Source organism: Staphylococcus sp. GDX8P80P (assembly GCF_017893095.1).
Taxonomy (GTDB): Bacteria; Bacillota; Bacilli; order Staphylococcales; family Staphylococcaceae; genus Staphylococcus; species Staphylococcus borealis.
On the sequence record NZ_JAESMI010000108.1, the window covers coordinates 1 to 2,147 of the forward strand.

Consider the following 2,147-nt stretch of genomic DNA (forward strand, 5'->3'; position numbering starts at 1 on the left):
TGGATTTATTCTTCAAGAAAATACATCAATTTTGATAAGTAGAAATGGTAAAAACATTGTATAGCATTTTACACAGGAGTCTGGACTTGACTGAGTTTTTTATGGAAGAAGTTTTAATTGATGATAATATGGTTTTTGATATTGATAATTTAAAAGGATTTCTTAATGATACCAGTTCATTTGGGTTTATAGCTAAAGAAAATAATAAAATTATAGGATTTGCATATTGCTATACACTTTTAAGACCTGATGGAAAAACAATGTTTTATTTACACTCAATAGGAATGTTACCTAACTATCAAGACAAAGGTTATGGTTCAAAATTATTATCTTTTATTAAGGAATATTCTAAAGAGATTGGTTGTTCTGAAATGTTTTTAATAACTGATAAAGGTAATCCTAGAGCTTGCCATGTATATGAAAAATTAGGTGGTAAAAATGATTATAAAGATGAAATAGTATATGTATATGATTATGAAAAAGGTGATAAATAAATGAATATAGTTGAAAATGAAATATGTATAAGAACTTTAATAGATGATGATTTTCCTTTGATGTTAAAATGGTTAACTGATGAAAGAGTATTAGAATTTTATGGTGGTAGAGATAAAAAATATACATTAGAATCATTAAAAAAACATTATACAGAGCCTTGGGAAGATGAAGTTTTTAGAGTAATTATTGAATATAACAATGTTCCTATTGGATATGGACAAATATATAAAATGTATGATGAGTTATATACTGATTATCATTATCCAAAAACTGATGAGATAGTCTATGGTATGGATCAATTTATAGGAGAGCCAAATTATTGGAGTAAAGGAATTGGTACAAGATATATTAAATTGATTTTTGAATTTTTGAAAAAAGAAAGAAATGCTAATGCAGTTATTTTAGACCCTCATAAAAATAATCCAAGAGCAATAAGGGCATACCAAAAATCTGGTTTTAGAATTATTGAAGATTTGCCAGAACATGAATTACACGAGGGCAAAAAAGAAGATTGTTATTTAATGGAATATAGATATGATGATAATGCCACAAATGTTAAGGCAATGAAATATTTAATTGAGCATTACTTTGATAATTTCAAAGTAGATAGTATTGAAATAATCGGTAGTGGTTATGATAGTGTGGCATATTTAGTTAATAATGAATACATTTTTAAAACAAAATTTAGTACTAATAAGAAAAAAGGTTATGCAAAAGAAAAAGCAATATATAATTTTTTAAATACAAATTTAGAAACTAATGTAAAAATTCCTAATATTGAATATTCGTATATTAGTGATGAATTATCTATACTAGGTTATAAAGAAATTAAAGGAACTTTTTTAACACCAGAAATTTATTCTACTATGTCAGAAGAAGAACAAAATTTGTTAAAACGAGATATTGCCAGTTTTTTAAGACAAATGCACGGTTTAGATTATACAGATATTAGTGAATGTACTATTGATAATAAACAAAATGTATTAGAAGAGTATATATTGTTGCGTGAAACTATTTATAATGATTTAACTGATATAGAAAAAGATTATATAGAAAGTTTTATGGAAAGACTAAATGCAACAACAGTTTTTGAGGGTAAAAAGTGTTTATGCCATAATGATTTTAGTTGTAATCATCTATTGTTAGATGGCAATAATAGATTAACTGGAATAATTGATTTTGGAGATTCTGGAATTATAGATGAATATTGTGATTTTATATACTTACTTGAAGATAGTGAAGAAGAAATAGGAACAAATTTTGGAGAAGATATATTAAGAATGTATGGAAATATAGATATTGAGAAAGCAAAAGAATATCAAGATATAGTTGAAGAATATTATCCTATTGAAACTATTGTTTATGGAATTAAAAATATTAAACAGGAATTTATCGAAAATGGTAGAAAAGAAATTTATAAAAGGACTTATAAAGATTGATTATATAATATATGAAAAGCTATTATAAAAGACATTAGTATTAAATAGTTTAAAAAAATGAAAAATAATAAAGGAAGTGAGTCAAGTCCAGACTCCTGTGTAAAATGCTATACAATGTTTTTACCATTTCTACTTATCAAAATTGATGTATTTTCTTGAAGAATAAATCCATTCATCATGTAGGTCCATAAGAACGGCTCCAATTAAGCGATT

2 protein-coding genes are annotated in these 2,147 nt (G+C 25.0%); both read left to right on the forward strand.

Annotation, left to right across the window (positions count from 1 at the left end; translation table 11 throughout):
- Positions 1-86 precede the first annotated feature (86 nt).
- Positions 87-494 (forward strand): GNAT family N-acetyltransferase, encoded by a 408-nt coding sequence (locus KA858_RS09595; RefSeq protein WP_428844013.1) that lies wholly within the window; start codon positions 87-89, stop codon positions 492-494.
- Positions 495-1,934: a bifunctional aminoglycoside N-acetyltransferase AAC(6')-Ie/aminoglycoside O-phosphotransferase APH(2'')-Ia gene (locus tag KA858_RS09600; RefSeq protein ID WP_001028144.1), complete on the forward strand. Its 1,440-nt coding sequence runs from the start codon at positions 495-497 to the stop codon at positions 1,932-1,934.
- Positions 1,935-2,147 lie beyond the last annotated feature (213 nt).

What these genes read in the sequence shown, in the direction of transcription:
- KA858_RS09600 (WP_001028144.1), top strand. Translation starts at nt 495, where the DNA reads ATGAATATAGTTGAAAATGAAATATGTATAAGAACTTTAATAGATGAT.